At 38.7% G+C, this 23,218-nt stretch carries 19 protein-coding genes; 15 read left to right on the top strand and 4 right to left on the bottom strand.

The annotated features are described in order from the left end of the window. Nucleotides 1-30 precede the first annotated feature (30 nt). The 4 genes from FLEMA_RS0121835 to FLEMA_RS0121800 all read left to right on the top strand — a co-directional run bounded on the left by FLEMA_RS0121835 (nt 31) and on the right by FLEMA_RS0121800 (nt 4,017). On the top strand, nt 31-2,139 hold the full coding sequence (locus FLEMA_RS0121835) for a prolyl oligopeptidase family serine peptidase (protein ID WP_026995992.1): 2,109 nt from the start codon (nt 31-33) through the stop codon (nt 2,137-2,139). A gap of 7 nt (nt 2,140-2,146) precedes the next feature. Next, nucleotides 2,147-2,656: a SixA phosphatase family protein gene (locus FLEMA_RS69540; RefSeq protein ID WP_044171853.1), complete on the top strand. Its 510-nt coding sequence runs from the start codon at nt 2,147-2,149 to the stop codon at nt 2,654-2,656. Nucleotides 2,657-3,179: 523 nt separating this feature from the next. Next, on the top strand, nt 3,180-3,590 hold the full coding sequence (locus FLEMA_RS69535; protein ID WP_144080109.1) for a hypothetical protein: 411 nt from the start codon (nt 3,180-3,182) through the stop codon (nt 3,588-3,590). A gap of 61 nt (nt 3,591-3,651) precedes the next feature. After that, complete coding sequence (locus FLEMA_RS0121800; protein ID WP_026995989.1) at nt 3,652-4,017, top strand: hypothetical protein; 366 nt, start codon at nt 3,652-3,654, stop codon at nt 4,015-4,017. Between the two features lie 74 nt (nt 4,018-4,091). Here the strand turns inward: FLEMA_RS0121800 and FLEMA_RS69530 are convergent, their stop codons facing one another. The 3 genes from FLEMA_RS69530 to FLEMA_RS69520 all read right to left on the bottom strand — a co-directional run bounded on the left by FLEMA_RS69530 (nt 4,092) and on the right by FLEMA_RS69520 (nt 9,327). Next, the gene (locus FLEMA_RS69530; protein ID WP_044171851.1) at nt 4,092-5,993 is read right to left on the bottom strand and encodes a hypothetical protein; all 1,902 of its coding nucleotides are present in this window, start codon (nt 5,991-5,993) and stop codon (nt 4,092-4,094) included. 45 nt (nt 5,994-6,038) lie between these two features. Then, entirely contained in the window at nt 6,039-7,883 is a 1,845-nt protein-coding gene (locus tag FLEMA_RS69525) for a 3-keto-disaccharide hydrolase (protein ID WP_044171850.1), read from the bottom strand. 343 nt (nt 7,884-8,226) lie between these two features. Beyond that, nucleotides 8,227-9,327 carry a tetratricopeptide repeat protein gene (locus FLEMA_RS69520; RefSeq protein WP_144080108.1) on the bottom strand — a complete coding sequence of 367 codons (1,101 nt, stop codon included), beginning with the start codon at nt 9,325-9,327 and terminating at the stop codon, nt 8,227-8,229. A gap of 942 nt (nt 9,328-10,269) precedes the next feature. Between FLEMA_RS69520 and FLEMA_RS0121645 the strand changes: the two genes are divergently transcribed. From FLEMA_RS0121645 to FLEMA_RS76150, 6 genes are all read left to right on the top strand, one after another. Further along, the gene (locus FLEMA_RS0121645) at nt 10,270-10,851 is read left to right on the top strand and encodes an RNA polymerase sigma factor (RefSeq protein ID WP_174395950.1); all 582 of its coding nucleotides are present in this window, start codon (nt 10,270-10,272) and stop codon (nt 10,849-10,851) included. A 90-nt stretch (nt 10,852-10,941) separates the two neighbouring features. Continuing rightward, nucleotides 10,942-11,757, top strand: a complete 816-nt coding sequence (locus FLEMA_RS0121635; protein ID WP_026995980.1) for an anti-sigma factor — start codon at nt 10,942-10,944, stop codon at nt 11,755-11,757. Between the two features lie 145 nt (nt 11,758-11,902). Then, nucleotides 11,903-12,580, top strand: coding sequence for a lysoplasmalogenase (locus tag FLEMA_RS69515; RefSeq protein WP_052354103.1), 678 nt, complete (start codon nt 11,903-11,905; stop codon nt 12,578-12,580). A gap of 309 nt (nt 12,581-12,889) precedes the next feature. Then, nucleotides 12,890-13,468 (top strand): RNA polymerase sigma-70 factor, encoded by a 579-nt coding sequence (locus tag FLEMA_RS69510; protein WP_044171848.1) that lies wholly within the window; start codon nt 12,890-12,892, stop codon nt 13,466-13,468. Between the two features lie 70 nt (nt 13,469-13,538). Beyond that, on the top strand, nt 13,539-14,594 hold the full coding sequence (locus FLEMA_RS69505; RefSeq protein WP_044171847.1) for a FecR family protein: 1,056 nt from the start codon (nt 13,539-13,541) through the stop codon (nt 14,592-14,594). Nucleotides 14,595-14,632: 38 nt separating this feature from the next. Continuing rightward, nucleotides 14,633-16,570 (top strand): STN and carboxypeptidase regulatory-like domain-containing protein, encoded by a 1,938-nt coding sequence (locus tag FLEMA_RS76150; RefSeq protein ID WP_052354102.1) that lies wholly within the window; start codon nt 14,633-14,635, stop codon nt 16,568-16,570. A gap of 286 nt (nt 16,571-16,856) precedes the next feature. Here the strand turns inward: FLEMA_RS76150 and FLEMA_RS69495 are convergent, their stop codons facing one another. Further along, the gene (locus tag FLEMA_RS69495; RefSeq protein WP_044171846.1) at nt 16,857-17,339 is read right to left on the bottom strand and encodes a DUF1573 domain-containing protein; all 483 of its coding nucleotides are present in this window, start codon (nt 17,337-17,339) and stop codon (nt 16,857-16,859) included. 467 nt (nt 17,340-17,806) lie between these two features. On the opposite strand from FLEMA_RS69495, the gene FLEMA_RS0121535 reads away from it, so the two are divergent. From FLEMA_RS0121535 to FLEMA_RS0121495, 5 genes are all read left to right on the top strand, one after another. Then, nucleotides 17,807-20,221, top strand: coding sequence for an alpha-ketoacid dehydrogenase subunit alpha/beta (locus FLEMA_RS0121535; RefSeq protein WP_026995978.1), 2,415 nt, complete (start codon nt 17,807-17,809; stop codon nt 20,219-20,221). Nucleotides 20,222-20,563: 342 nt separating this feature from the next. Beyond that, entirely contained in the window at nt 20,564-21,658 is a 1,095-nt protein-coding gene (locus tag FLEMA_RS69490; protein ID WP_044171845.1) for a 4Fe-4S binding protein, read from the top strand. A 54-nt stretch (nt 21,659-21,712) separates the two neighbouring features. After that, nucleotides 21,713-22,234, top strand: a complete 522-nt coding sequence (locus FLEMA_RS0121510; protein WP_026997789.1) for an NADH-quinone oxidoreductase subunit J family protein — start codon at nt 21,713-21,715, stop codon at nt 22,232-22,234. Between the two features lie 31 nt (nt 22,235-22,265). Continuing rightward, on the top strand, nt 22,266-22,574 hold the full coding sequence (nuoK, locus tag FLEMA_RS0121505) for an NADH-quinone oxidoreductase subunit NuoK (RefSeq protein WP_026995977.1): 309 nt from the start codon (nt 22,266-22,268) through the stop codon (nt 22,572-22,574). Between the two features lie 84 nt (nt 22,575-22,658). Then, on the top strand, nt 22,659-23,177 hold the full coding sequence (locus tag FLEMA_RS0121495) for an acyl-CoA thioesterase (RefSeq protein ID WP_026997788.1): 519 nt from the start codon (nt 22,659-22,661) through the stop codon (nt 23,175-23,177). The last annotated feature ends 41 nt before the right edge of the window (nt 23,178-23,218 follow it).

The following is a 23,218-nucleotide window of genomic DNA, read 5'->3' as shown; positions in this document are numbered from 1 at the left end:
GTTTGTCAACAATCTAAAAGTATCTATCTAATGAACAAAACGCTCACACTGGTATCGTCTTTGGTACTAGCTCCGATTCTTAGTATGGCTCAATGGCAATATCCCAACACCGCAAAGGTTAATCAAGTAGACAATTATCATGGTACTGAAGTAGCCGACCCTTATCGTTGGCTTGAAAACGACCGTTCGGCCGAAACGGCTCAATGGGTAAAAGAGCAAAATAAGGTTACATTCGATTATTTAGACAAAATACCACATCGGGCTGCTCTAAAGCAGCGTATCGAAAAGGTATTTAATTACCCTAAGTTTTCGGCACCTTCTCGCAAAAATGACTGGTATTATTTCTATAAAAATAATGGTTTGCAAAACCAGTCGGTATTGTACCGTCAAAAAGGACTCGATGGCTCGCCTGAGGTGGTACTTGACCCCAACCAACTTTCGCCCGATGGAACTACTCGTTTGCAGAGTTTTGTGATTTCTAAAAATGGAAAGTACGCCGCTTATACTTTGTCGAAGGGTGGTTCTGACTGGCAAGATGCTTTTGTGATGGATCTTACTACCAAACAAAATTTGTCTGATAAAATAGAGTGGATTAAAGTATCTATTTTATCGTGGCAAGGTAATGGCTTTTATTATAGCCGTTATCCTAAGCCAGAGGGAAGTGCATTGGCTGCCAAAAATGAAAATCACCAAGTATGGTATCATGAAGTAGGTACAGCTCAGTCGGCCGATAAATTGATACACGAAGACCCTGCTAACCCACAACGATTCCATTATTTGCAAGTTACCGAAGATGAAAAGTTTGCTATTTTGATTGTAAGCGACCGAGGAAAAGGTAAAGAAGGTAACGCTTTGTTTTTCAAAAAAGCAGATGACAAACAATTTACCCCTATTGTGGCCAAAGTGGGCGATTTTTCTTATTCGGTGATTGACAACGTTGGTGATAAGTTTTTGATCGAAACCAACGAAAAAGCTCAAAACTCGAAGATTGAATTGTATAATCCAGCAGACAAATCTTGGAAAAACCTTGTGCCAGAAAAACCAGAACCATTACAAGGAGCTCAGTCGGCGGGAGGAAAGCTGTTTTTGTCGTACCTCAAAGACGTTACAACTCGTGTATATGTATATAGTACCAGTGGTAAGCTAGAAAACGAAGTAAAACTCCCGGGCTTGGGTACTTGCTCGGGTTTTGGAGGTAACAACGACGACAAATTTGTATTCTATACATTTACCTCGTTTACATTTCCGCCAACTATTTACCGATACGATATTGCTACTCAAAAAAGTACACTGTTCCGTAAGCCAGAGCTGAGTTTTGACCCTGCGGCTTTTGAAACCAAACAGGTATTTTATGCTAGTAAAGATGGTACAAAAGTACCAATGTTTATTACTTACAAAAAAGGCTTGAAGCTCGACAGCCAAAATCCCACCTTATTATATGCCTATGGTGGATTTAATATAAGTTCATTGCCCGCTTTTAGTGCTACATTGATACCGTTTTTGGAGCAAGGCGGAGTGTATGCCTTGGCCAATATCAGAGGTGGAGCTGAGTATGGCGAAAAATGGCACGAAGCAGGTATGAAACTCAAAAAGCAAAATGTATATGACGATTTTATTGCTGCTGGCGAATACCTGATTGCTCAGAAATACTGCGATAACCAGCATTTGGCACTGCGTGGAGGTTCAAACGGAGGATTACTGGTTGGTGCTGTTATCAACCAGCGTCCTGATTTATGTAAAGTTGCTTTTCCACAAGTGGGTGTAATGGACATGTTGCGTTATCATAAATTTACGATTGGCTGGAACTGGTCGCCAGAATATGGCAATGCCGACGATGCGGTCGATTTCAAAAACTTATATGGCTATTCTCCCCTACACAATATCAAGCAAGGGGTGGCGTATCCAGCTACGATGGCTACTACTGCCGACCACGACGACCGTGTTGTGCCTGCACACTCGTTCAAGTATATTGCTACTTTGCAGGAAAAAGCAGGGGCTAGTTCAGCCAACCCTCTGCTTATAAGAGTAGATGTCAACTCGGGGCATGGAGCAAGCAACACCGCCAAGAGTATAGAGCAAACAGCCGATATTTATGCTTTCTTATTTTATAATATGGGCTTTACTCCCAAAAACCTTTAAGTGAGCAATGAAAAAAAAGATATTGGGTTGTGTATTGCTAGGAATGCTGGCGGTGTCGTCTTGTCAGAATACCTACAAAATTTATGTGGTACGTCATGCTGAAAAAGAGACCAATTATAAAGGCGACGACCACCAGAGGCCGCTTAATCAGCAAGGTTATGCCCGAGCGGGGGCATTGTATCGGCGGTTAGAAGGGGAAAATATCCAGAAAATATGGGTAACTGAATACCTTCGAGTACAGCAAACTGCCGATTCTTTGCGGATTAATCAGAAAATAGATACCCTTTGGTACAGTGCCAAAGACACTTTTCTGAAAGATAACCTCCAAAAAGCAGGTGTAGCTACCAAAAATGTGTTGATTGTTGGGCATAGCAATACCGTTCCCGACATCATCCGCTATTTTGGGGTAAAGTTTGAGCCTCAAAATTTACCAGATTCAGAATACGATAACCTATATTTAATTACCAGAAAAGGCAAGAAGAATCTTCATTTTGAGTCCTTGAAGTACGGTAAGTAAATCAGCTTATAAATCCCCTCATCAGCTAGACTAATGAGGGGGTTTTGTTTTTATCTAAAAAAATATTAAAATATTTATAAGTAATTATACTTATTTGTTTTTTGACTTATTAACCTCCTTTTAGTACTCATTTTTAGGGATTTTTACCGTATTTTGGTCAACAGATATAGTATTTGAACATTTTTTTTGAAAAAAGAACATAATTCATTCAAAAAGATGCGAAAAGTCAACTTGTAGATATTTAAAGTGCAAAAAAATATTTAAAAAATTTATTTTTTATCTTTTTTAGAGAGGATACTTTAAAAAAGTACAGGAATCGAAGATAAAATTGAAAATTGAGAAAAAAACGCTTCATAAAACTGGTGATTCATCAAGAAAAGTACTAGAAAAAGTCTTATTTGCGTCAAAAAATGAACTTTTTGGTTATTTTCTAAGTACTTGACAATCAAACTTTTTATTGTAATCTTTCGTTCATAATTCACAACAACGAAATAAACTCTTACAATTTTAATAGAGAAAAGATATGGAAGCGACGATGATGAACAACCAGTTTTTGACCCCAAATTTATATACTACTATTAGCGATGTCGAAATCATAGATTGCTTAGTAGACTTTGGATATATGCCTAAAGATTTTAACCAAAACCAGGTTATATCTTTTGTAAAAGATGAGAACTTTTACTTAGTATTATTTATGATGACCGACGACGGACAGAAGGGCTTCTTGATGTACGAAATCTTGGATTTTACCATGCACGTACAAGAGCTTTATATGATGTCGCATCTGTTTAAATCATTGGTAGCATCTAATAAAAACAACTATACTTACCGCAAGGCTCAGTATAAGCTCGAAGAAATGTTGGGTATGGTACCTACTTTCAGAGCATTGTATAAAAAAACATTCGATACCGATGATTATACTATGGCAGCTTAGTAACAAAAGGCTGTATTGACTGTGTAAATTCTGAAACAAAACACATACAATCAATTAAATTATGAAAGTGAAATTTTTTTGGGCGAGTTTGTTAACGGTAGCAAGCTTTGGTTCGTTCGCTCAGGAGATTCCCGCAGGTGACCCAGGCTATAGTACTAGCAATTACAAACACCCTAACAAAGCTGCCGCCGCAGCTAAAAAAAGTAAAAAAGGAATACCTGTTACCGACAATGTAGCAATTAGTAGAAACTACAAACAAATTATAGGTAGCAAGTCGGTTGAAAAAGCAGTAGTGGTAGAAAGGACTCAACCCAAAGAAGAGTATTTGACATGGCAAAATTATAAGATGCCATTTAGCAAGAAAGACACAAAAGAACAGGCCATGACAGCCGATTCCGTTAAAAAAAGTGAAAGTGTCGTAGATTGATTAATTAATCTGTTGGTTTATTCTAAAAAAAGCCACCGAGTTTTCGGTGGCTTTTTTGGGTATAAGGCAATACGCTAGTCTCTATTTTCAATTTTATTCAAATCTACTTTTGATTTTTTGCCAAGAGAATTAATCCAAGCAGCAATCTTTAGCACATCGGCTTTTGGTACGTGTGTCATTGATGCCATTTCGGTAGCGTAATCTGGCCAGTTCTCTGGTTTTGGATGATACACAAGCTCTAAAATTTGTTCGTTGGTATAATTGCGTTTGGCTACTTCTGTAAAAGCAGGCCCTACTACTCTGGTAGCCTCGGCATGACAACTGGTACAAGCATGCTTTTTGAGCAACGATGCTACCAATTTAGTGTCGATCAAACCGCTTTCTAAGGCTACTTTACCTTTTGTGGCAGGAGCTTTCGTTGGTTTACTAGGAGTTGCCGCTGGCTGGGTTACCTTTTGAGTAGGGCTTAGTTTTGCCGCTTCTCCCGACGGAATATCATTGAGGGTATAATAACTTACATCGTGCAAAAGGGGTTGTCCTTCGTCGTTGATTAAGCCTGTAGCTCGTACCTCATGAATATATCCCTTGCGAAGGTTATCCATTACTAAGCGAACCTTGAGGCGGTCGGCCGAAACAATGATACCCTTTAAAGGTGTTTTTTCTTGATTAATAATAGGGCTACCATATTCGTGGTGGTACTTATAAGTAAAGCTTTTCAATTCGTAGCTACTGGCATTTTCGGCACTTTTCAAGGTTACAGGTTGTGTAAACTCAATTTCAAAGCCATCGGGCATAGCACGTACATTTTTCATTTCGAAAGGCATACGGCCATTCCAAACCAAGCGTTGAAGACCATACAAGTCTTTTCCTGTAGACCCCCAACCTCTTGAAGTCATACCAACAAAAATAGAGCCATCGTTGCCCCATCTTGCCCGAACCGTTCCCGACTGAAAACCTTCACGGAATGGATAACAAGCTCCTTGATATTTGCCATTTACTTTCTCTAGGGTCATACGCATAGCCTTTGATTGCCCTTGGTCAAACACAATGTATTGTCCTTGGAAAGGGCCAAATTTGCCACCTGTTTCATCTTCAATCATATCGGCTGTCGAAATACCCATCAAAGCATGCGGAAACCACACCGCAGGTAATTTAAGGGCTTTTACTTTTTTGGCAGCTTCGTACATAGGTTCGCCTGTGTCAGGAATATCAGCCTTGGTAAGTTTTAAAGGCGATTCGGGCTCTTTTGTCCAGAACAAGCCCCCTGCATTTCCTGCGAAGTCACCTTTTTCAAGATGTGTTATTCTACCCGATCCTACCCAGTCACCCTGGTTTTCGCCATACAAGACATCACCGTTAGAATTGATCGTGAAACCTGCTGGCGAGCGTAAACCTGTAGCTACAGGCTCAAGAGTACCATCTTTTTTCACTTTTACAAGCCAGCCACGCCATTTAGCAAGTTTACCTTCGCCATAGCCCACCCACGCCACATTGAACGTTAGGTACATATCGCCATTTTTGTCGAAAACAGGGCCATAAGAATATTCGTGGTAATTGCCCGACAAATCCCAGTTAGCCACAGACTCATAAATATCTGCTTTGCCATCGGCATCGGTATCGGTTAATTTGGTTAGTTCGCCACGTTGTGTACAATAAAAAGAACCATTGTAATAGGCCAACCCCAATGACTCGTGCAAGCCACTAGCAAAAAGGGTATAGCTTGGTTTCGTTCCGTTGAGTTGGTAAGGGTTTTCGATAATCCAAACTTCGCCTCTACGAGTACACACGCCAATACGTCCGTCGGGCATAGGGGCCAATCCACCTGCTTCTAGCTTAATACCGTCGGGAATAGCAATGGTTTTGATTTCGTAAAAATCCTCTTCGGTATAAGGTTTTGGTTTGGTTTGAGCTATTGTTCCTTGAGTTACTAGCCCCAACAAGCCTATTGATAATAATATGTTAAATCGTTTTTTCATTTTCTGAGATATTACTTGGTATTTCACCGTTATCAATACTAAAGATTAGAAAGTCAATTGATAAGACAATTCTTTCAGACCAGTAAGAGGCATCAACAATTGCATTTTGCCTTTGTTTTCACGAATAAAAGGTTTGTTATTCGGATTTGAAGAAAGTACTTCTACATAGTATTGTTGATTATCAACGCCAAAACGTTGGGTATCAAGATTGATAATAGAAGAGCCTTCGGCAAGAAGGGCATAAAGTTGTGTATTGGCAGGGGTTGCTCCCTCAAAGCTTATCTGACGGATGATACCCTCAGCACGAGCCGATGGAACAGAGGTATCTTTTACTTTTAGCCCTTTGTATTCGTATTGGAAAATAGGAAATACCGAGTTGATTTTAGAAGCCTCATTTTTTTGTAAAGTATAACCTTTGTATTGAAGGTCGCTTTTGGTCAACGAATCGGGAAAACTGGCTGAGGCACTCGTCAAAAATGCTAAAGGAAATTTATCATTAGCTGTAATAGCCGCACCCATAGGCTCCGATGTTTGGGGTTCGCCACGATCATGCCACATTTGAGTAGCATCCAAAAACTTTCCTCTCCAAGCTTGTAAATATCCTCCTTGATTGAGGTCATAAGAGAAATTCAGGCCATTAGGCATACCTACATTAATAGCATGTGTCTTTTTTACACCATTATAGACAACAAAAGAACGTTGTAGTACAGTTTCCTGATTTACAGCTACTTCTACAAGTGGCGTAGCTTCTGGCTCTGGTAAGGAAGTACGTTCTGTAATAGATTGTTTGGCAGTGCCTACTCTTTCTATAAATAAGCCTAGTCCTTTAGGCCCCCAACCAAAATCTTTTGCATAAATCAATGTATAAGAATGCTCGCCTGCCGACAGTTTTTTGCTTCCTTTTACATTTTCGCTGTACCAGTGGCTTCCATTGGTAATGGTGTCGTTATCAATCAACAATGCACCCGAACCTGTCCAGTTGGTAGTAAAGGTATAAGTGTCGGTTTCTGGAATCGTGATTTTACCTTGAAACTTCAAAAGAAAATCAGATTTAGCCTCTGCCAACTTCATGGTAGGTATGGCCGTTGTACCTGTTGTTACGGGCTTGTTAGTTCCTGTTTGGAGGTTACCAAATTTGCCTTGGTAATACTCGTAGGTAGCAGGGCTGAAGGTTGCAGGAGTTTTGTCAAAAACTTCATAGCGAATATTTTTGAAAGCTACCTGCCCGTGGTCGCCTTGAATCATAATAGGAGCTTTGGCTGTTTCTTGCGTTGATACGGCCCCACGTGTAACGCCTAGTAGTTCGATATTTTCATGAATCAACACACCATTCAATACTACTTTTACAAAGCGAGCATTAGCGATTTTTTTGCCAGAAGCATCAAATTGAGGTGCTTTAAAATCAATTTCGAGGTGATTCCAAAGGCCAGGAGCTTTGATAGCGTTTTGCCTAGGAGCATGCCCTTCATAACCCTCTTTGCCAGCTCCACGCGATTCGTCCCAGCGGTGATAAATAGCACCAGCATCGCCATCGTTAGGATTGGCTTTGAGCCAGCTATCCATGATTTGAACTTCGTAGCGGCTTTGTAAATAAATACCTGAATTTGAGCCTGTCGGAATCATGTAGTCGAGCGAAAGACGAATATCGCCATGCTCAAAACCAAATACCAAATCATCAGTACGTTGATATTTAGGGCCTTTGAGGGTATTTAACAAAATACCTTTTCCTGAGCTAACTTTCAGGGCTTCGCCATTGGCTGTGCCAACAACCTGCCCTTCGATACTCCAATTGGCACTAGGCTTTTTGAAGTAGCTCAAATCATTTAATGGTATTTCTGTCTGTGCAAAAACAGAAACGGGTATAAGTAAACAAATCAAACGTTTTAACATTTGTGAATTGGGGTTTTGTACGAATGAAAAGGTACACTATTAGAAAAATATGGTTTTGTAATACAATTGCCACTCAAATTTTACCAAAAGAACAGTATTAAAATAAGAGGTATTATTGCAAAATAATCGGGGCGAAAAATACGAAAAAAACTGAGGTACATTATCAGGGTTTACCCTATATTTTGCAGTAGTAGAAAAGTAAATGAGCATATTTATACATCAATAAGTTCTTGAAAGCCTAATAATCCATCAAGGATTAATGCAAATTATAGGTATTTGTTTGATTTTCAATTAGTCAATCAAAATTTAATCTCTTATTCAGCAATTAACAACTCATTCATTGCTATTTGGCACATTTCTCTAAAAATAGTTTTTCAGCTTTTTTGAGTCCTTTCGATGCCAGATAGCTCCAATCCGAGCAAGCATTTTTGGTGATTTTCATGGCTTCATAACATTCTGCCCGCTTATAAATAGCCTCAATGGCATCGTCGGTCATCAAAACACACTTTGTATAAATTTTTACTGCTTTGTCATAGTTTTTGCGAGCCATTAGGCTGTTGGCTCGGTTAAAGTATTCGTTGTACAGCACAGGGTCAAATTCAATCAGATTAGGTTTTTCTTTTACTAACTGAAAAATATATTGAAACTTGACAGGGTATTTTTTATTTTGCCAAGTAGCAGGAATCCATAAGCGATTGGTACTTAGAATAGCACCGACAAGTTTGGCGTTGTAGGCTTCCTGTGTGCTTTCGTTGACCACAATATCTTGTACCAAGCCCTTGGTATTTACCGTAAATGATACTTTGAATACACCTTCGGTATTTTTGGGGATATTCTCTAAGAAAGCCTTTTCAATAAAATTATACGAATCTCCGTGTACTTCTTCAAAGGTTTGTCCTGTATGTTGGGTTTTATTGGTATATAGATTTCCTAAAAACTCGGGATATACCTCCTCATTGAATAGAAAAGCTGTATCCTTTAAGGCCGAAATAGAAATAAAAGGTTTAATGTGTTTTCTTAGATAAATCTCTGTTGGGCTATCGGTTGTAGCCAAGTAATGAAAACGCTTGATACCATCGTCGTTGGTATTGGGTAGGTACTGGTCAAAAACCAATTCAAAATCATTGAGCTTATGAATTTTATATTCTACGGCATTGATAATGAGGATAGAGTCGGCAATTTGAAAACGAAAAGGAGATGCATTTTCGCCATGAATAAACGTACCTGTTCCGTTTTTACGAAAAATTAGGCACATAACAGCTTTTTTACCAACCGAGGGGTCGAGCAAGATACTGCCATCTTTCATATCTACATAGTCTTTTTCCCAATTATAGCTAGTTAGCTTAGTAAGGACTTTTTTACCAATAGACAAAGAATCGTTTTGTGAAACAACAACATGTTGAAGCATCAATAAGCAGCAGATAAAGAATAGATTTTTTTTCATAGTAACAAATTTGAGCTGGCAAAGCCTAATCGTTGTATAGGTACTGATGCACTTTGGGTGGCGTTTATGATTATTGAGGTCTTAAATATATCAATCATTTGTACAAAAGTAAAATATTTGTGGCCATAACCAATCCAAGTAAAAGGCTGTTTCGTAAATCTGTTTAAAAGACATCAATCAAAAAATAAAACATTTAAGAATATGAAAAAGTTATTAATTTCAATCATTCCGGCAGGAACAGGAGCAGTATTTAGGACAAATACAAGAAACTCCATGCCATTATATAGTATGCCTACCGAAAGTAGGAGTTAGTATTATATGCTACCTAGAATTTGAGATTTCTGATATAAAAATATAGTTAAAAGGCTCTATTCTTTGTATTGACAAATCAAATATCCGAATATCGAAAGTCGTTCAATCCTTCTTGGATTTGTATTACACAATTACTTATATCCATTAATATCATAAAGCCGAGGCGTAGTTTTTGCTATTAATATTCAAGGTTTTGAAATATCAAACTTGGAAATTGGTGAGACAGAGTAATAACGCTCAAGATGTAATAAGAAAGTTAAATTATTGAATCAACAAGTACAGAGTTTAAGAGATTCGTTAGCATAGAAAACACAGCTTACACTCTTTTTGCTGATATTCAATAACTTATAATACCATATATTGAAGTAGTATTAAGAGGCTCTATCTCACCAAATGAAATAGGTGTGGTTTAATAATGGGTAATGTACAAAGGGCTTTCAAAAGCGAAAGTCCTTTGTTTTTAAGAAGCTAATCTTTGCTTAGGAATGTTTATATTTGTGAAAGCCAAGACAAAACCGCTTTAAAAAACAACCCCATACCGCTTCCTATGAAAACTGTTCGATTACTTTTGGGAATACCCAAAAGCTTGCAATCCCATTATTAAGTATAATATCATTATAAAACACACTTATGTCAAAGCGTAAAACTGTCATAGCGGAAGATACTCTGGTTGCTTTATTGCGAAATAAAGACCAACGAGGTTTCTCGATTCTGTATGATAATTATTCATCGGCACTTTATGGGGTTATCTTTAAGATAGTTCGTTCAGAAGAAATCGCCGCTGATGTCATGCAGGATTCCTTTGTAAAAATTTGGAAGAATATCGATGGCTATAACCAATCGAAAGGAACTCTATTTACTTGGATTTTGAATGTGGCTCGTAATACGGCTATCGACAAAATTCGTTCGCAAGATTATCAAAACTCCCAGCGGAATCAAGATATAGAATCTACGATAAATATTATTGATAGCCAAGGTGCCAGCCAATTTGACATAGATGCCATTGGGTTGTCGAAGGTAGTAGACAAACTTAAGCCCGAGCATCGACAAGTGATCGACTTGCTGTATTTTAAAGGTTATACTCAAGAGGAGGTTTCAAAAGAATATGGTATTCCTTTGGGAACTGTCAAAACTCGTGTAAAATCAGCTATTACACATTTACGAGAGTATTTCGTTAGTCTTTCACTATTGCTTTTAGCTTGGTTTTCTTAGGGTTCTTTCAAAGTTTGGTGACCGACAGTAAACAATTTAAGAAAATGACTAAAAGCTGGAGTAATATCCACTGTAAAAAACATTAAGAAAATGAATATTCAAGAATATATAGAATCAGGTATTCTGGAAAGCTATGTGCTTGGAAATACCACTGCCGAAGAGTCGGTAGAGGTAGAGCGTTTGGCCGAGCAATACCCTGCTATTGAGCAAGAAATTGCTTTGATACGTGGGTCGCTTGAAGAATATGCTCTACAATTTGCCCAAAATCCCCCTTCTGCATTAAAAAGCCGTGTTATGGATGCCTTGCTTGCATTAGAACAAGACTCGGCCGAAATACAAGAGGTTGCCCCCAATGTAATAGCATTTCAGCCTCAAGTGGCTGAAGCCGAAAAACCGTCGGTGTTGAGATATGCTGCCTCATGGGTATTGCTAGCCCTAAGCATAGCGGCCAACGTACTGCTGTATACTCGCTGGCAAAACTCGGAAGAAAAAGTCGTAGCTCTTGAATCAAAAAATCAGCTTTTTGCCCAAAACGAGCAAATCTTGAAAGCAAACTACCAGCAAGAGATTGCCATTTTACAAAATCCTGATATTAAGAAAGTTCGACTTGGAGGCCAAGAGGCCGCTCCAAATGCCCAAGCAATGGTATATTGGAACGCCAAAACTGAAGAAGTATACCTGTCTTCACTAAAATTACCGGTAGCCCCAGCAGGAAAACAGTACCAACTCTGGGCGATTGTCGATGGCAAGCCCGTTGATGCTGGTTTGATAAATGACTCGGGGAGTTTTACACGTATGAAGTCGTTGGGAAATGCAGTGGCTTTTGCTATTTCGCTAGAGGCTGAGGGCGGAAGTACTACTGAAGCTGGCCCTAAAGGACAAATTTTTGTACTTGGCAATGTATAGGTTTTAAGTTGAAAATAAATTGTTTTCAAAACCCCGCAAATGTGTCGTTGCGGGGTTTTTGTTTTTATGAATAAAATCCTTGGTATTGGGTTTCGGCATACTGCTACTAAAATAGTATATTGTTGAAATAATAATCTAAACAGCCATGAAAAGGATTTTAACAGAAAATTTTAAGTGGATTTATGGTATCATTGCTATAGCTGAGTTGGTATTTGGCTTATTGCCTCCACAATACGGATATTTGAGGTACTTTACCAAGCCAGCCTTGGTGCTTTCGCTGATGTTGTATTTTTGGCAGTTCCGAAAAAATACCCCTCGGTCATCTAATATCTTTCTGATAGCCTTATTTTTTGCATGGCTAGGCGATATTCTGCTGATGCTCCCCGATGCTTTTGAGTTAGGATTGGCATCTTTTTTGGTAATGCAGGTATTATATGCGTGGGTATTTTGGCACGACTGCCCATTGCCGTTCCAGGGGTTTGCTTTTCGGCAAGCATGGATTATTGTGGTAGTGGTGTTGTGTCAGTGTTTGGTATTGTATCTTATTATACCCCAACTCAATCAGCTATTTTTACCTGTATTGATTTATTCGATTGCTATTACCACGATGGTAAGTACGGCTTGTAATAGGGGAGGGCAAGTTTTGCCCAAGAGCTTTGTATGGGTAGCCCTAGGGGCGGGTTTGTTTATGCTGTCTGATGGCCTAATTGCTTTTGACAAATTTGGATACCCTTTTCCTTACAACGGTTTTTGGGTAATGCTTACTTATTGTGTCGCTCAGTATTTGATTGTAGAAGGAAGGCTCTTGCAGCATAAGAAATAATAAATTGAGGCTTGACATAGGGGCTAGCTACTCAAGAATTGTCATAGACTAAATGCCCAAAAGCAATTGGGTAATTTTTGTCAAAGCCTTTTATAACCCATAGAAACCGTTTAAAAATTTTAGGCAGTAAAAAATCGGATAAGAGTTGTACTTTTGTGGAATAAAAGTCCATTATTAAGAATGAAGATTGTTTAATCTTACTTTTCCTAATGAATCAGAAAAAGCAAGAATGTTAAAACTGCTTCGCTATAATATACGACCATTGATTTTCTTTAGACTTTTAATCAAACACCACAAGGTTTTATTCCATTGCAACTTACAGACTCTGATATTTTAACAGCCATTCGGCAAGGTAACGAACGTGTTTTCGAAGTAGTTTTTCGGAAGCACTATCAGGCACTTTGTAACTATGGATTTGGCTTGCTAAAAGATATGGATGATGCCGAAGAAATAGTGCAGGGGATTTTTATGAAATTTTGGGAACAGCGTGAAGAAATAGAAATTACGGTATCGCTGAAATCATATTTGTATCGAGCAGTACATAATACTTGTCTGAATCGTATCAAACACCTCAAAATTCAAGATACTTATCGCCAGCATGTTGGCGATTTTCTGGAGCTAAATCACGATTCAGCAACAGATGAGTTGTATAAAAATGAACTAGAACAACGCATTGCCGTGGCTATTGATAAGCTTCCAGAGCAATGCAGATTGATATTTAGAATGAGCCGTTTTGAGGAACTTAAATACCAAGAAATTGCCGACCAATTACAATTATCTATCAAAACCGTTGAAAACCAAATAGGTAAAGCTCTAAAAATCCTAAGAACCGAATTGGCCGATTATTTGCCTATATTGGTTTTGTTGTGGGCAGGTTTAGGAGGCTAATTTTAAGGTACAGGCGGTTGGGTATTACCACTAAAAACTGTAATATCTTATAAAATCGTCTTAATAGCGAATGACTAATAATACTAAAATAGACGAACTTTTGGCAAAATATCTGGCCGAAGAAAATCATGAGGACGATTCTGCTCTACTGAATGCCCTACTGAATGATTCTGACGAGTCCGATACATTACTCAGCCACTCAAAGCTAATTTGGGAGGCTTCTGGTGCGTTTCAAGAAAAAAAGAAAGTTGATATTGACGCTGCCTGGACTAAAGTTAGGGCAGGTATGGATACCCCCAAGAAGAAAATAGATACCAGTGCTGTAGAACCCGTTATTCATCTCAACGAAAGAGTTGCTACGGTAAAAGAAGTACCAGCCGAAACGCCTTCCGTTATTCGCTTTTGGCCACTGATAACCCAAATAGCAGCTATGCTAGTATTGCTTTGTGGCATTGGCTTTTGGCTGTATCAACAACAAAATATTCCTCAAATAGCCTCACTTACAACAAGTTCTCAACAAAATACGTTATCAAAAACATTACCCGATGGTACGAGGGTGTTGCTCAATAAAAACTCAAGTATTAGTTTCCCTGAACAATTTGAGGGTGATACCCGCCAAGTAACCCTTGAAGGAGAGGCTTTTTTTGAGGTTCATCACGACAGCGAGCATCCTTTTATTATCAAGGCCAAAGGTACCGAAATCAAAGTGTTGGGTACATCATTTAATGTGACAGCCTATAATACGGCGGTAAAAGTGTTGGTAAAAACAGGTAAAGTACGGTTCTCGAAAAACAATAGCGAAGTAATCTTAACACAAGGTCAACAAGCAGAAGCAACCTCCGAGCAAGTTCAAGTATCGGAAGTCGTAAATCTCAATGCACTGGCTTACCAATCTAAAACGTTTGTTTTTGACAACACGCCACTTAAAGAAGTAGCCCAAATACTTTCAGGGGCTTTTTCACAACAGGTAGTTTTGGCTAATCCTGCCATTGCCAATTGCAAACTTACCGCTACCTTTGAGCGTGAGAAATTAGCCAATATCTTGTCGATTATTGCCGAAACGTTTAGCTTAAAAGTTGAAACTAAAGGGCAAGATTTTGTGCTTCAAGGCAACGGATGCCAATAATGCTAAATTATCTTTGCTTATACAATAAACTCTTTCCAATGACTCAAAGTGTACGATATACAATAACTTTTTGGGTTGTCTATAGTATTAACTTTATCAGCTATTCGGCTTTTTCTCAGAATTCTCCCTTAGATAAAATCATTTCTGTACGCTTCAATGACGAACGACTCGATAATGTCTTAGAATATATTGCCAAACAAGGTGATTTTAACTTTTCGTATAACTCTAGCTTAATTGACCCTAGCCGAAAAATAGACTTATTGTTGTACAATAAGCCTGTTCGGGAAGTACTGTCGGTACTGTTTAAAGGTACAATTCGATATAAGTTACAAGGGCAATATGTTATTTTGATAAAAAATGAAACGCCCCCCAAAACCACAATTTATATTTCGGGGTTTGTGATTGATGCCAATACAGGTGAAAAGTTACCCAATGTCAGTATTTATGAGAAAAATAGCTTGGCTGCTGCCATCAGTAATGCCAATGGATATTATAAACTAAAGCTTTCTTCGCCCAAACTCCCTTTTAAGCTTACTGTTTCTAAACCTGGATTTGTGCAGCAATCGGTATGGATAAAAACGGCTCAGAGCGATACCAAAGACTGGATATTGCAGGCTATCGAACCTGTAGGGCCACTAAAACTTCCCATCGACGACAATACGGTACTGTTCCCTAATACCATCGACTCGGCGATGCTACCTACACAACATATCGCTTTGCCTACAGTGCTTAACACCGAAATATCACTGAATGAATATATCCCCGATGTAACAAATGAAGGAATATTTCCTGTTTATCGAAAAATAGATACAGCCAGAAAAGCAAATTTATGGGAACAACTCAAAGAACGATTTGGTAAAATGATGGTGCATCGTTCGCAAAGAATACACGCCCAAAACGTAACAGATACGCTTTATCGTTCTTGGCAAATATCGTTATTACCTTTTTTGGGTACTAACCGCTTGCTTTCGGGAAGTATCGAAAACGGCGTTTCTATCAATATTGTTATGGGCTACTCTGCAGGTGTACGCAAATTTGAGTTTGGAGGTTTATTCAATGGTGTACGCCGCAATATGAATGGAATCCAAGTGGCTGGTGTGGGCAATATCGTGGGCAAAGATGTAAAAGGCATGCAGTTTGCAGGGGTATTTAATACCAACTTGGGCCAAACTGAAGGAATGTCGCTAGCAGGAGTCTGGAATCATTCGTGGCGAAACCATAAGGGAGTACAAATGGCCACTCTTATCAACCTTACGCACAAAAGCCTACGAGGAGTACAAATGAGTGCTTTGCTTAATGTTTCGGGTTCTATTTCAAAAGGAGTTCAGCTTTCGCCCAACCTCAATGTTGTACTAAAAGAATCGAGAGGTTGGCAAATTGGCTTTATAAACTTTGCTCATAAAGTAAGTAAAGGAGGTAAACAATTTGGCTTTCTCAACTTCAGTGATTCGTCGGCTACAACACCCATTGGCTTTTTGAGCTTTGTTGGGCGTGGCAACGGCTATAAAAGGCTCGAAGCTGCTATTGACGAAAACCAATCTGCCAATTTTACCTTCAAAACGGGCGTACCAGCTTTTTACAATATTATTACATTAGGCTACAATTTTGTAAGAACTTACGAAACCTTCAACATTGGTTATGGGGTTGGTCGGGCTTATAAACTTGGACGGCGGTGGATGCTCAATACAGACTTGGTTACCAATGCTATTGTAGAATACGACGGTATGTCTGGTATAAACCAAGGAACATTATTTCGATTAGATATTGGATTCGAGAAGTTTTTGGCTCGTAATTCTACACTGACCTTTGGCCCGTCGGTAAAGGCTCTTATTATCGACCCCCAAAACTCTTCTTATTGGAATGGCAAACCTTTCAGAAATATGCCAACCTACCAAGCAATTCGCTCTACAGAAAAATTTACCCTATGGATTGGCTTTCAGATGGGCATGAGAATTAAACAACGCTACGGCGACTAAATTGGCTAAATATGGGCTTAAAACTCGACCAACATTTTTATTGATACTCAATCTTTTACGTTGGTGTAAAAAAAAAGCTAATAATAGTAAGGTGTATTAATTATCATGAAAGCGAGCCGTTAAATTGAAAATTCTCGATAAAATTAGTAAATTCACAAATGTTAAGTCATAAAAAAAGGGCATCGAAGATGCCCTCATACTGATTGAGAGGTTAAAAAAGGCATTCTATTTAAACTTTAGATTAACTAGAATGACGGTTTTTACACCTCGCTATGTCGATACAAAATTATTTGCTAGACTTTTTCTTAGCAGCAGGTTTTGCTGGTGCGGTAGTAGGAGCCGCATTTTTAGTAACAGTTGGTACTGGTGCAGGACTAGCTGCAGGAGCCGATTCTGCTGACTTAGGAACAACTTCACCTTTAATAGTCAAAGCGATAGTTGGTGTTTCTGAGTTACTGATTACTGTAACTGTTTTGTTGAAACCACCTGGGCGACCAGCCGAGTTGAACGAAGCTGTAACTTTTCCAGTTTTACCAGGAAGAACAGGCTCTCTTGTCCAATCGGGTGTAGTACAGCCACATGAAGGTTGAGCATTTGAAATTACAACAGGAGCAGTACCAGTATTAGTAAACTCAAAAGTGTAGGTAGCAAGAGTACCTTCCTCCACTTTACCAAAGTCATGAGATTCAGCTTTGAACTTGATTACACCTTGTGCATTAGCGAATGTAGCTGCAAACAAAAATGCGAAAAAGAAAAATAGTTTTTTCATTTGAACAGATTTTTTAGTTGTTATTAATAAAATTACTTAGATGGAAACTTAAAGATAAAGAAAACAAACTTTGTATTACAAGATTGTAGTATTAATTCAATGTATCAATACCTATAAAATCACATAGAACTGTTGATTTAATTCTAAATAAAAATAAAAAAGTTACATTTTTTTAAAAAAAATATAAAATAAGTAAGATACTTAAATTTACTTTTCTTTTACCAGAGTTATTTCAACTATTCCGAAACAAAAGTAAACTCATTAAAAAGGTTCGCAAAATCTTTGCCAAGCTTTAACAAATTATTAACAAAGCTCAGAAATAACAGGTATTTGTTATACTAATTAATTTCTCTTATTTTTGATACAGCTTTTTAATACCTTTTTTCGTTTTTGGATTATGCTCATGATTTAAAAGGTTCAAAAACAAATTAAACCATAAGACTATTACTTATCAACCCGAAACTACCGTGTTGGAAAACGAACTACTATCAGAAACAATTGTGCTTAAAAAAGAGTCGGTTATCGAAGATTACCGTCTTGCACGAATAAGCCGTGAATGTTCTCTTCTTGTTAGAAAAGAGGTATTTACGGGTCGTGCAAAGTTTGGTATTTATGGCGATGGCAAAGAACTAGCCCAAATTGCCTTAGCAAGGGCAATGAAGGCAGGTGACTTTATTTCTGGTTATTATCGTGACCAAACTATTGTAGCCGCCGTAGGGGATATGACTTGGCAACAGTATTTTGCCCAGCTGTATGGACACCCTGATAAAAAATTTGACCCTCACACAGGTGGTAGAACCATGAATAATCATCATGCTACCCAATGGCTCGACAAAAATGGCGATTGGCTCAACCAAACCGAACTTTTTAATTCGGTGGCTGGGGTTTCGTCTACGGCAGGCCAAATGCCTCGTGCTGTTGGTTTAGCTTATGCTTCTAAGTTGTACCGAGAACTACCTGAATTGCAAGGCGATATTGCTCAAAAATTTTCAAATAAAGGTAATGAAGTATGTTTTGCTACTATTGGCGATGCTTCTACTTCGGAAGGAATGTTTTTGGAATGTATCAATGCTGCAGGAGTTTTACAGATACCTTTGGTATTGGCTGTATGGGACGATGGCTATGGTATTTCGGTACCTTCAGAGTACCAAACTACCAAATCGTCTATCTCAAAAGCTCTAGCGGGTTATCAACGCAACGAAGATGGGGCCGGTCTTGAAATTTTTACAGCTAAAGCATGGGATTATGCTGGATTGATGGATACTTTCCAAAAAGCAGCTTCTTTTGCTCGTAAATATCATATTCCTTCTTTGATACACGTCGAGGAGGTTACACAGCAACAAGGACACTCTGCTTCGGGCTCGCACGAACGGTACAAATCAGCAGAAAGACTTCAGTTTGAAATAGATTTTGATTGTAATATTCGCTTTCGTCAGTGGATTCTTGAATCTGAAATTGCTACCGAACAGGAACTAAAAGCTATTGACGAAGAAGCCGTGAAAATTGCTAAGCAGTCGCAAAAAGATGCTTGGAAAGATTACATAGATGCCATAAAACCTGAAAGAGAAGACGCTTTGTCGTTGATGTATCAGGCCGCATCTGAAAGCCAAAATGGAACACAAATCAAGGCTATCGCCGACGAACTCCGAAAGGCTGTACATCCTATTTATCGTGAAAATGTTATTGCCGTAAAAAAAGTACTTCGACAATTACGGTTTGAAAATTTTCCTGCCAAACAAGGACTTCTCCAGTGGCTTCAACAAGCCGAAAAAGCTAATTATGGCCGATTCAATTCTCATCAAGTAAGTGAATCTGAATGGTCTCCGCTCAAGGTACATCCTGTTGCTCCAAGTTATTCCGACCAAGCTCAGATGATAGATGGGCGTGAGATTCTTAATCGTAACTTCGACCATTTACTGGCAACTGACCCTCGTATATTTATTATTGGCGAAGACGTAGGACGAATAGGAGACGTAAACCAAACGCTGGCAGGGCTTCAAGATAAACACGGAGAATTGCGACTTACCGATACGGGTATTCGTGAAATGACGATTGTGGGGCAAGGTATAGGAGCAGCCATGAGAGGATTACGCCCAATTATCGAGATTCAGTATTTAGACTATATATTTTATCCTTTTGCTACCTTGTCCGACGACTTGGCGTGTTTGCATTATCGAACTGTTGGAGGGCAAAAAGCTCCCATGATTGTTAGGACTAGGGGGCATCGTTTAGAAGGTATTTGGCATTCGGGTTCGCCAATGGGAGTACTATTGAATGGTCTTCGAGGTGTTCATCTTTGTGTTCCTCGCAATATGACTCAGGCTGCAGGTATGTACAATACACTTATTGATGGCGACGACCCTGCTATTGTAATAGAATGCTTAAATGGCTATCGACTTAAAGAAAAGTTTCCCGAAAATCTCTTTGAAATGCGTGTGCCTCTAGGCGTTCCAGAAGTTATCAGAGAAGGCTCGGATATTACTATTGTTACGTATGGCTCTATGTGTCGGATTGTACAAGATGCCGCACGCCAATTACAAGAGGTGGGTATTAGCGTCGAAATTGTAGATGTTCAAACATTGTTGCCTTTTGATATTTCGCATAAAATTGTTGAGTCTATCAAGAAAACAAATCGAGTGGTGTTTGCCGATGAAGATATGCCTGGCGGAGCATCGGCCTATATGATGCAGCAAGTGCTTGATAACCAAAATGCTTATCGTTGGCTGGATTCTAAGCCTGTTTGTATTGCTGCCCAGCCACACCGTCCAGCCTACAGCTCCGATGGTGATTATTTCTCAAAACCAAATATCGATACGGTTTTTGATACAGTTTATGAAATAATGTCGGAGGTAAACCCTAATGAATATCCTAGGTTGTATTAAGATTGGGTGAGTAATCGAGCGAGAAGGTTTGAGGTTGCTGTGTATCGAGATTAGCAATGGATTAAAATATAAAGCGGAGTTTTGATACTCTTAATTTACAAGAGATAACCATTATTAAGAATAAAAATAGATAGGCAAATAGGCCACAGGCAAGAGGTTATCATTGCGATTAGCCTTATCAAAAAGCTTGTTTGTAGCCTTTTTGCCTATTTTTGTGTACATGTTTCAGCGTCATGTTGAATACTCCCAATTGTTTAAAAATGGGTTTTGTGGATTCATTTACTAAAAAAAAAGGTTTACTCTATAAAATCAGTATTTTATAAAGTAGTTTTGTGATTGATTATGCAAAAAGGAGCCAACAACACATATTGGGGTAATATCAAAGAAGGTATCAAAACTTCGTTAAAGGGCTTATCGTTATCATTTAAGCACTTTAAAGATGCTCGACAAAGTCGTAAACCTATTTTTGTAGATGACCCCACTTACTTCGACCAGCAAACAGGTATTGTAACTACACAGTATCCGTTTGAGCAAATTCCTGTACCCGACAATGGCCGTTATCAGTTACACAACGAAATGGATGATTGTATTGTGTGCGATAAATGTGCCAAAATATGTCCTGTCGATTGTATTGAAATAGAGCCTATCAAAGCTACAGGTGTTGTAGGTTATGCCTCCGATGGCTCTGCTATAAGGTTATATGCCGCAAAGTTTGATATAGATATGTCAAAATGCTGTTTTTGTGGACTTTGTACTACTGTTTGCCCAACAGAGTGCCTAACCATGAAAAAAGAATATGACTTTTCGGTATTTGATATTATCGAACATAATTTTGAGTTTGGTAATCTAACGCTTGAACAATCGGAGGAAAAGAAAAAACTGTATGAGCAGTATATGCTTGAGAAGGAAGCATTCAAAAAAGAGGCTTCAAAACAAAAAGCTGTTACGGCATCTGATGACACTGTAGCAAAGCCTGTTGCAAAACCAGCATTTAAGCCTAAAGCTTCTGTAATGCCTGTAACTGATAAATCTGTAGAAGCTACAGATGAACAGGCTACAGCTAAACCAGTATTTAAACCCAAAATAAGGCCTACTGCTACAGCCGACGAAGGCGAAAATACCTCTACATTACCTACTGAAGAAGCTAAAGTATCAGCCAAGCCAGTTTTTAAACCAAAGTTTAAACCTGCCAATGCTGAAAGTGTAGAAGCAAAATCAGAGGAGACTAACGATGCTGTAGCCTCACCCGAGCCAGTGGTAGAGTCAGCACCACGTCCTAAGCCAGTTTTTAAACCAAAGTTTAAACCTGCCAATGCTGAAAGTGTAGAAGCAAAATCAGAAGAGACTAACGATGTTGTACCCTCACCCGAGCCAGCGGTAGAGTCAACACCACGTCCTAAGCCAGTTTTTAAACCAAAGTTTAAGAAACCAGAATAGTCATATTCCGATTGATAGAAATATAGAGTGAGTTGAAATCAAAACAATAAAAAATTGATACAAGTACTATTTATCTTTTTCGTGGTGCTTACTTTGGCTTCGGCATCAGTAGTATTAGCCACCAAAAACGTATTGTATGCAGCCTTTAGCTTGCTGGGTACTTTCTTGGGTATTGCAGCTTTGTATGTATTGTCAGGAGCTGATTTCTTGGCTGTTACACAGATTTTAGTATATGTGGGAGGAGTGCTTGTTTTACTGATTTTTGGGGTGATGCTTACCAACCAAAGAGGCAATAAAGGTACTGGCAAAAACGATATTGTAACCGAAAGCTCTAATCGTATATTGGGGGTTATCGTAGCAATAGGTATATTCATTACCCTGTTTTATACAATAGGACGTTCCAATTTTGTAGAGGCACAATCCAACTTGTTTGACCCAATTGAGCTTGGTGCAACTACCCAAACCATAGGCGTATCGTTAATGACAAGCTTTGTTTTACCATTTGAAGTAACAGGTATATTATTGATGGCCGTATTGATAGGAGCGGCGTATTTAAGTACCAAAACAAAGCCATAATTATCTCTTTAAGACCCTTATATCATTTATCATGGACAATAGTTATTTATCATATTACTTGCTAACAGGGGCAGTACTTTTTAGTATTGGCTTGGCAATTGTAGTGGTAAAACGCAATATTATTGTAGTATTGATGGGTATCGAATTGATGCTCAATGCCGTAAATATCAATTTGGTAGCATTTAGCAAAAATGACCCTGACTTACAAGGACAACTTTTTTCGTTGTTTGTTATTGTAGTGGCAGCTTGCGAAGCGGTAATAGCTTTGGCAATTGTGTTGAAAGTGTACGAGCATTTTAAAACTGTAAACCTCGACGAAGTAAGTCACTTAAAAAAATAAAACCCTGTTATTGTAGCACTTCATCCCGTGATAAGGAATATACAGGGGTTCCTTCTCTATAATTGTATATAATAATCCCAAACAATGGCAAAGACCAAACCTGTTTCAGAGTCACTAACGACCATGACCGAAATGATTTTCCCCAACGATACCAATACTTTAGGTAACTTGATGGGCGGAAACCTTATGCGAATGATGGACGTTGTTGGAGCGATTTGTGCCCAAAAACATTCTAATAGAATCGTTGTTACGGCATCGGTCGACAACGTATCTTTCAAAGAAGCTATTCCTTTAGGAAGTGTAGTAACTTTACAAGCCAAAGTAACACGTTCGTTCAATTCGTCGATGGAGGTTGTAATTGATGTATGGGCTGAAAATATTCCAGCAAAAGAACGTGTAACTACCAATAAAGCATTTTTTACATTCGTGGCTGTTGACCAGTCTGGCCGCCCAATCGACGTACCTCAGGCGATTCCAGAAACAGACGAAGAAAAGTCGTTGTATGAAGGTGCATTGCGTCGTCGTCAGTTACGATTGGTGTTGGGTGGTAGAATGAAAGCTCATGAAGCCGTAGAACTAAAATCTATTTTTGAAGATAAATAGCCGATAGTATATAGCAAAAACAGGTTCTATATATCAATAGA

Origin of the sequence: Flectobacillus major DSM 103 (assembly GCF_000427405.1) — a bacterium.
GTDB classification, from domain to species: domain Bacteria; phylum Bacteroidota; class Bacteroidia; order Cytophagales; family Spirosomataceae; genus Flectobacillus; species Flectobacillus major.
Note: the sequence above shows the minus strand (reverse complement) of the source record. Positions and strands in the feature narration are given on the sequence as shown.